Raw genomic sequence first — 7,945 nt, 5'->3', positions numbered from 1 at the left:
AGAATGTCCAGCTTCTAAATAGTTGAGTGCTTTTTGCCTTAAATCTTTGGAGTATGCCATAATTTTTTTAAGTCAAACTATATCTTATATGCAAGTTTAAATTCAACTAACTATAATTATCGCTATCTGAAAGACTTTGAGGGGTAAAACTTTCTGCCACAGTCGCATAACTGGTTTTGTCTATGCACTCGAACCAAGGGTGCCAAGGAGCTCCCCGCGAATCTAGGGGATTTAAAAGAATATCTTTCTCCGTTCGATAATACCGCTCCGTTAAAAGACCTGTGGTATCGACAATAATTGTCCGTTGCTTTTGTTGACGCACTGACTTTAATAGGTGATGTAAACAATTTGTCTTGCCACCACTACCCGTTTCTCCTGTAACCATGAGGTGTTGTGTTTCCGCTCCTTTGACAAGAGGAAGCGATCCGATAGAGATGAAATAGGTGCGTCGGGATAGTTTCAGTTTCCAACGTGTTAACCAAACAGAAGAAAGAGTATTTCCTTTTAAGCTGTAGTCATGATTTCAACTTGCTAGGTTTTTACTGTAGCAGTATTAAAAATATTTGTTGATATAGTATAGTTTTTTTTAACCTTAAAAGAAACAATCAAAAAGTTTTTAGATATAGATGCACTTTATCAAACGAAAGTTTATCGACGCCGCCTAAAAGAAGCCCATAAAACTTGTATTATTGAATTTTACCTTAAAAAGTTTTCAAACGATGAAAATAAACCAACGACCTAAAATCGAAAGATTAAGAAAATACAAAAATTATTTATTCTTAATGAAATGCTGTTTTACTTTTTAGTATTCTTGAATTTTTGGTGCTTTTGCCATTTGATTTTGATTAAAATTCAGGATAAATTGATTTATACTCAAGAAGAATGAGCAAAAATCTTTTAGATATAACTAGTCCGTATCGCCATAAAAAATGTAAAATGCCTAAATCTAGAATAGACTTTTTATTTTGCTTTTTCATTTTTTAAAATTTCGATCTGTTCTTTGAGAGATTTAATTTCTCTATTTATTATATCGTATCTTTGAAAAAATCCGCGGCGGAGATTGTTCTGCGTTCCTTTCAAATCGTGCATTTCTTTCTAAAACAAAATATTTTCCTCTACAGAAGTACCTATATCCCAAAGGTTTAATTGCTTTTCGGTGCCCATAAAAGTACTTGCAATACTAGAAATAAATAATTATTGAATTTGTTCAAATAGTGATATGTTGCTGTAACAACATTGTTACATTGCAAAAGGTCAACCTATGAGAAAATATATTAATCAAAAACAAGTTAAGCTTCAACTTGATACGAGAAACCGAATTTGCTTAACTCAATTGAGGCGAAAGATCAATTTTTAGCATTAGAAAGCAATAAGGACAAAAATTCTCAATACAAAGCTGTGGCTAAGACATTAGGTCTTATGCAAATTAATTTGCGTCACCCTTCATTAAATACTCACAAATTTGGGGCTATTTCCTCTCCTTTTGATGGGGAAGTTTTCGCGTCGTCATATGCTCAAAAAAATAAAACGCCTGGAGCATATCGCGTCTTTTATTGCTATGGCCCTAGCCGTGGATACTTATATATTATTGCTATTACACCACATCCGTAATTCTATTGTATTCATCTACTATAATCAGAAAAGTACTTCAATCAGCTTTCAAATTAAAAAGTCATTTAATTGTTTTTCAATTAAAAGAGTATTGACTCGCATACTCGAATATTTTTACGTGAATAACATTACTTATATAAATCTACATAAAAAAATTAACAGTGGTTGTTTTCTTCGCTGATCCGCTTTTCTGATACAAAATTGCTAGAATTTCCATGATCATATCCTTTACCTAAAATAGTCTCATTTATGGGATATATTTTGTTTTCTTTCATTTTTTATCTTTGTCTTTATCTTCCCATTGAGTGATTCCTTCATCAACTAAGAAAGCAAGACCAGTTTCGATAACATAAGGGGCATATTGTTTGCATATTGGAATTGGAACGAACAAAAGGAATAGACCGCAAAGAGTTACTGTAATGCCGATAGTGACACGTAATGGTACACATATCTCATCACCTTTGTCACCATGACTATGCTTAGCCAGGTTGATATGATTATCAAAGAGAAGTTGTTCATCTTCGGCGTGGTAAGGTAAATCAAATTCCATACAGTTAGCCATATAGAGGGCTTTATGGTTAGTTCTCTTTTCCTGTTTTTTAAAGTCTTTCTTGAGCTCTTTGATAACCTTTTTGTCGACCTTTCCACCTTGATTTTTGACTCGTTGTTCTATCTGATCAATAGTCTTATCAAGATTAATTTTCTGGCCAGTGTAGCCCTCGACTTCAGCTTTCATATCGAACATGGTTTCCATGAGCTTTTTGCTGTCGCCCTTCTTGCGGTAATGATTCACCTTCTCAACAAGCTTTTCGATGCGTAAGGCAAAGCCAAGATCATTAAGGTTAAGATTAACTTGTTGTGGGGCAGCACTCAGAGGAGCTACGGTACTAAGCGTAAAAACACAGATCGTAAGAGATAGAACAGCAGTATTAAGCTTAGAAGGTTTCCAAAGATCACCCATAACATCCTTTTTTTTGTTTCTTTTGTGTAGTCGATTTGAAAGTAGTCAAGTTCAGTGAATAGTCTATGCCACCAGGTGAATGAAAAAGTGAAAGCAATGATCACTATAAAAAGTATCGCCAGCATTTTAAATTTTCTCTTTGTTTCTTTTTTAAAACCAATCGTGATCTTCAAAAACACGTTTCTTTACAACGCGCTTTATATTCCGAATACTGAGCAGATCTCTATATTCAAAATTCTGACCAGAACCCAATACAAGGCATTTTTTCCATCGTTTCTTTTACAGTTTTTTATTGCTGTAATTTCGCGTTTTAAGCATTAAATAATTTTTAAAATTACGCAAGCGTAAACCAATAAGGCAATTATTCAAATAGCAAATTATTCAATTCTTTCATGTCTTCACCGATATTTTGTCTAATTTTGGCTGGAGTACTTAATCAATTATGCCAAAGTTTAAGACGTAATCCTCAATCAATTACTTGTGCGATATTTTCTTTGGACCAGGTGTGAAATAGGTTTTCAAATTCTCGAAGATAAAAAGATTTCAAAAACTTAGAAATTTTATATTTTGAGTCATTGGGTAGTTTTTTTGTTAAAGAAATTCCATAGAAAGTGAGCACTATTTAAAAATTGATGGGTTATTTGTTCTATTTTTCTTTAGTCGAATTCATTTCGGAAGATAAATATTTTTTTCGTTAAAAATTAAGGTAACTACAGCTCCTTCTTGCCAATAATCTTGTAGATATCTAATTCTTTTGCCACAAAGTAAGCGTTATCCAAAATTTTAATGTTTTATCTTTTTTCCGCTTGTATACAGTTTCAGGCATTTTTATCGCAATGGCAATATCTTTCCAATTGCAATTGATTTTAAAGACTTTCTTTTCTTCCTGATGGTTAGAACGCCGCATCATTTCATATTGATAACTTAAAAAAGAAGGAAGCGAAATGTATAGGACGAAGCTTTTCGACTTCCCACAACAGAACGAACTTTTTCTCGACAATTGTAGGGAATAAGCATGAAATTGCTTTCTGTTTGATCTAAAAAAATGGAACTCGGAATGATTTCATAATATTCCAAATTTCCGTCCAGATAACTAAATGTATTGTACTCATGGACTTATTTTTTAGACTTGTGCGCATTTTTGAAATTTTAAATTCTGAATGGCTAAAAGAACTAACTTAATAAAATCGGTAAGATTCGCTAGCGAATTTAGTTATGTACTCCATTGGAATCGAAATGACTTGAGTTGAGTTTGGCAGAAAAGAAGCAACATAAGCCAGTACGATATTTCTAAAATTGAGAATGATAAATGTATGGTAGGTGGAAAAATTGCTAAAAAACTTTCAAAACTCCTCAAGATTGAACATCGTCTATCAGCAGAGAGATAATTTTTTACAAATAGTATTTTCTAATTATATCACATTAAAGATAAAAAAAGTTCGTAAAAAGGCGACAAGGCAACCGGCAAGCCTGATAAAAATTTTTATATAGTTATTTTAGACAACTTCTCCAAATAATTATTCATTTTTTCACACGTTTCTTAACATAAAGATTTTATTAAGGAGTAGGTCACAAATTGTTGGTATTTAGAAAGAATATATTAGTACTAAACCAATTTACGGTTTCTAAGATTGCACAAAATACCAGAAAATTGGCAATCGAGATTAGCTTCTAAAAGCTTGGAGAGGAAATAATTAATTTCAACAATTGTGAGCATGCCAGGTTTTGAATGAAAATTATTCAATCCAAAACTTCAGTTGATCAGAATTTATTTTGTTTGTACAGATACCGTACAATATATTACAATAAATATATGGAGGTATGTATGAAACAAGATCGTATAGAATTTAGAACTAATCACGAAGAAAGACAAAAAATGGAAGCTGCTGCCAATTTTGTAGGTATGAACTTATCGACTTTTTTACGCCTGACTATGTTGGAGCGGTCTGCTGAAATATTAAAGCAAAGAGATTCTCTTGTATTGTCTGATCAAGATAGCAATGCATTTTTACAGGCTCTTGAAAATCCACCAAAACCCAATAAGGCTTTGAAAAAGGCTCTTAAAGTATATCGAAATTTTACTGAAGATAAAACGTTCTAATGCCAATAACAAAATCCATTGATGACGTCAAACCAAGTGCATATAAAAACTTTTCTTGTGGAATTCAAGAACTGGATGAATATTTAAAACGCTTTGCTAAAACAAATCATAAAAAAGGAATAGGTAAAACCTTTGTTTTTTTTGAAAATGAGCAAGTCATAGGATTTTATACTATTAGCATGGCTAGCATTGAGTTTAAGAATGTCCCAGAAAAACATAGCTCGAACCTTCCCCGTTATCCGATTCCTGCAGCAAGAATAGGAAGATTAGCTGTCGATAACAGTTTTCAAGGAAAACATGTAGGAAAAATTCTCTTAATTGATGCCCTTGAGCGAATAAGCAAGGCTGCTTATACAATAGCAGCTCATGCTGTCATTGTAGATGCTAAAAATGAGAAAGCAAAAATGTTTTATGAGCATTTCGGGTTTATACCTTATAAAGATGAACCAATGTCATTATATTTGCCTCTAATAACTATAGAAAAGTTATTTAAGTAAAATTCATTTGCTTATTTTTCTAAGCAATATCAATTTCATGGTTTAAATAAATCCTGTCTAAGAATGGTATCACACATAAGCCTAAATTATTGGGAGAATAGGTTTTAGACTGCGATTTGATTGAATAAAATTACCTAGGGTGCATTTACGGGCGAATTTCACTGGCACCTTTATTAGAAAGCACCTTTTGAAATGCTAGAAGCCATCTGAATCTTTCTAAGATATCATATGTTTGAGAAATCTCTCAACATTTGCGGAAAAAACGTCATAGAAAGGAGACCTAAATCTAAATCAATTCTATTTTCAATTAGATTGATCATCAGTAAGTTAAGTTCATACAAAGATGACTTCTTCGGGCAAAAAATGTAAGTAAACAGTTATCCACAATCAATTTTTCTACAATATTTATACACCGATCAAAAATAATTAAAATTGATAGGAAAATTTCAGATTTATATGGCATGGTAGATACATATAATCAAACAGTGTTACACTGAGTTGCTTCAAAAGGCTACTCTGCTGTAGTCAGCCCGCTTAACTATATCATGAGTGAAGCTCGTATAACTTTAAGTTTTTTGATGATACGGTTGGTTATAAGTTTTTTTGGATAAAAATGTGATAGAATAACCAGATATCTGGGGCACAAAATGCAAATCTTTTAAACCAGAAGATCTGTCATTAACCCTTCAAAATAGGCATCCATAAAACCAAGCAACTAGCTGATATTCTTACGATCCATTCATTTGGGTGTCCAAAAAATAATCCTTCTTCCCTTTTTTTAAATAGAAGAGGAAGAGCCTACTAATTAAAAAGACTCGGTACCAAATATTTATTCTTCCTTTAAGCTGTCTAATATCCTTAAAAGGATGAAATCAATTATACTCTTGTTGTCATTCTGAGCATCCATGATTTTTATCGTTTTGAGAGAATATTTTAAAATAATTCGAGTCCTTCTTAGCCTTTCAGGCAATTTGTAACTGGTTTATTGGCTATTCCTTATCTTTTCTTCTATTGATTTGCTACAATTATTATATGAGATTTACCTCATTTTATCAAAAAAGTCTTTTATACACGCATTCTTGAAAACGTTAAGTTAAAGGAATCGCAAGAAGCAGCTAAAGCGACATTCGATTTCGATCCTAAAGCATATCATGACTTTACAAATGAATTAATGGAAAGGTTGGGTGCACATGTCAGGAATTAGTGAAATTAAGAAAAAAACTAAATTATCAATAGATGAAATGTATGATAATGAATCGGTTGGGGAAATGGGTAAACATAAAAATGGGAAAATGGAAAGTAAACCATCCATCCAGCCTGCAGAACATCTTAGCAATAATCCAGATTTCCATTTTACCAGCAATTCATTTATCCAACAAAGTAGAAAAACAGTTATGCATAAAACTGGCCAAGCAAACATACATCAAAATGGAAAGCTGGAATCCCATTCGGATATTAGGCAAGGATCACGAATAGCTGGGCAAACAAACGCATTTCCAACAGCAAAACAGCAAACACAAAAAAGCCCGACCTATAAAATGACTTTTAATCTAACTGAAGACATTTACAAAGCTTTTAATGACCTTTATGCAACTCGAATGTTGAAAGGGCGAAAAACAGAAAAGTCTGAAATGATTTGCGAAGCCATTCAGTGGTTAATCAAAATGGAAGAAGAACAAACGTCTTAAACTAAAAAAAGGTTGGCTCTAAGAAAATTTTTAAGTCTGAGGTGTATAGCGCATTTGATAGCTTTGGTGACCTTATAGCATTTGGTTCAGAGCTATTGCTAAGATCTTATTGATGCTGTGCTAACCCTTTTGGCATCCCTAGGCTTTGCAATATATTTACATGTGAATAGGTTTCTAAAATGGTGTTAGCACGTTTTAAAACTTTAGATTTCTTACAGCCCGTTTGTTTTGCTATCATATAGCCTCGTAGACTTAAAGCATTTTCAGATTAAAAACTAAAAAACTTACATTTAAGTTTAATCGATTCTTACTTATTTTTTAATCGCTTTCGATTAATTTTATATGCAATTAGAAGATTGAGCGATCGAAACGACTGGAAAAACAAATTAAAGCTCTTCCAAAATCAATCCAAGCTGTACTCTATAAACTTTGTTCTGATTTGAAAAGACTTAAACCAAAACAACCTCAATGGCCATTAGCTAAGCATCGAAAAGTGATACCTTCTGAAGCTTATCATTGCCACTTAAAGAAGGGAAAACCTGCTCACTCATAACTGCCATTTCTAGTCTAAGCTTTGCATTAGTCATTTTAAAAGGAGCTTCACCTTTTCGTCCACGAGCGCTAGCAGAAGCTAGGCCTGCCTTTGTTCTTTCTTTTTCAAAAATTGTTTCTCGAGATATTGGCGAAATTCTCAAAATTTATAGGTTAAAATTTACTTGAATTATTGTATCCTAAAAGATACAATAAGCTATATGGAAGAGATCGATATTGAAATCTACGAAACGGCTAATGGTAAACGACCCTTTGAGATTTGGATCAAGGAAATCAAAGAAATCCATACACGGGCTAAAATTTTAACCCGGTTAGACCGATTGAAGCTTGGGAATTTTGGAGATTGTAAAACCTTGCAAAAGGGAGTACATGAGCTTCGGATTCATTACGGCCCGGGCATTAGGATTTATTATGGAAAGATTGGAAACAAAGTCATCTTGCTTCTTTGCGGTGGTGATAAAGGATCTCAGGACAAGGACATTGCAAAAGCAATGGAGTATTTGAAGGATTATCAATCTAGGGAGTTAGGTTATGG

General features: G+C 33.0%; 10 protein-coding genes. 5 read left to right on the top strand and 5 right to left on the bottom strand.

The features are described 5' to 3' along the window. On the bottom strand, window positions 1–60 hold a 60-nt coding region (locus tag TY19_RS26695), incomplete at its 3' end, for an IS630 transposase-related protein (protein WP_226988465.1). A 46-nt stretch (window positions 61–106) separates the two neighbouring features. Beyond that, window positions 107–430, bottom strand: coding sequence for a type IV secretion system DNA-binding domain-containing protein (locus TY19_RS02300; protein ID WP_226988464.1), 324 nt, complete (start codon window positions 428–430; stop codon window positions 107–109). 890 nt (window positions 431–1,320) lie between these two features. On the opposite strand from TY19_RS02300, the gene TY19_RS02295 reads away from it, so the two are divergent. Next, complete coding sequence (locus tag TY19_RS02295; RefSeq protein WP_042279771.1) at window positions 1,321–1,611, top strand: hypothetical protein; 291 nt, start codon at window positions 1,321–1,323, stop codon at window positions 1,609–1,611. 271 nt (window positions 1,612–1,882) lie between these two features. Here the strand turns inward: TY19_RS02295 and TY19_RS02290 are convergent, their stop codons facing one another. Both TY19_RS02290 and TY19_RS19475 read right to left on the bottom strand, forming a co-directional pair. Then, complete coding sequence (locus TY19_RS02290; RefSeq protein ID WP_042279766.1) at window positions 1,883–2,572, bottom strand: hypothetical protein; 690 nt, start codon at window positions 2,570–2,572, stop codon at window positions 1,883–1,885. Window positions 2,573–3,496: 924 nt separating this feature from the next. Further along, entirely contained in the window at window positions 3,497–3,649 is a 153-nt protein-coding gene (locus TY19_RS19475; RefSeq protein ID WP_226988463.1) for a hypothetical protein, read from the bottom strand. Window positions 3,650–4,397: 748 nt separating this feature from the next. On the opposite strand from TY19_RS19475, the gene TY19_RS02285 reads away from it, so the two are divergent. The 3 genes from TY19_RS02285 (at window position 4,398) to TY19_RS02275 (ending at window position 6,858) form a co-directional block, all read left to right on the top strand. Further along, complete coding sequence (locus TY19_RS02285; RefSeq protein ID WP_042279763.1) at window positions 4,398–4,673, top strand: type II toxin-antitoxin system TacA family antitoxin; 276 nt, start codon at window positions 4,398–4,400, stop codon at window positions 4,671–4,673. Then, entirely contained in the window at window positions 4,673–5,170 is a 498-nt protein-coding gene (locus TY19_RS02280; protein WP_042279761.1) for a GNAT family N-acetyltransferase, read from the top strand. The genes TY19_RS02285 and TY19_RS02280 overlap by 1 nt, the downstream gene beginning before the upstream one ends. Before the next feature lie 1,190 nt (window positions 5,171–6,360). Further along, window positions 6,361–6,858 carry a hypothetical protein gene (locus tag TY19_RS02275; protein ID WP_042279758.1) on the top strand — a complete coding sequence of 166 codons (498 nt, stop codon included), beginning with the start codon at window positions 6,361–6,363 and terminating at the stop codon, window positions 6,856–6,858. A gap of 479 nt (window positions 6,859–7,337) precedes the next feature. Here TY19_RS02275 and TY19_RS19470 read toward each other — a convergent pair whose 3' ends face one another. Further along, window positions 7,338–7,553: a hypothetical protein gene (locus TY19_RS19470; protein WP_042279750.1), complete on the bottom strand. Its 216-nt coding sequence runs from the start codon at window positions 7,551–7,553 to the stop codon at window positions 7,338–7,340. Between the two features lie 57 nt (window positions 7,554–7,610). On the opposite strand from TY19_RS19470, the gene TY19_RS02265 reads away from it, so the two are divergent. Then, on the top strand, window positions 7,611–7,945 hold a 335-nt coding region (locus TY19_RS02265; protein WP_042279748.1), incomplete at its 3' end, for a type II toxin-antitoxin system RelE/ParE family toxin.

This window comes from Candidatus Protochlamydia sp. R18 (assembly GCF_000648255.1).
Classification (GTDB): Bacteria; Chlamydiota; Chlamydiia; order Chlamydiales; family Parachlamydiaceae; genus Protochlamydia; species Protochlamydia amoebophila.
The sequence above is the reverse complement of the archived record's forward strand: the minus strand, read 5'-3'. Positions and strand labels throughout refer to the sequence as shown.

Excerpts from the sequence above, each read along its gene's own strand:
- TY19_RS02290 (WP_042279766.1), bottom strand. The coding sequence starts at position 2,572 with ATGGGTGATCTTTGGAAACCTTCTAAGCTTAATACTGCTGTTCTATCT.
- TY19_RS02285 (WP_042279763.1), top strand. The coding sequence starts at position 4,398 with ATGAAACAAGATCGTATAGAATTTAGAACTAATCACGAAGAAAGACAA.
- TY19_RS02280 (WP_042279761.1), top strand. The coding sequence starts at position 4,673 with ATGCCAATAACAAAATCCATTGATGACGTCAAACCAAGTGCATATAAA.
- TY19_RS02275 (WP_042279758.1), top strand. The coding sequence starts at position 6,361 with ATGTCAGGAATTAGTGAAATTAAGAAAAAAACTAAATTATCAATAGAT.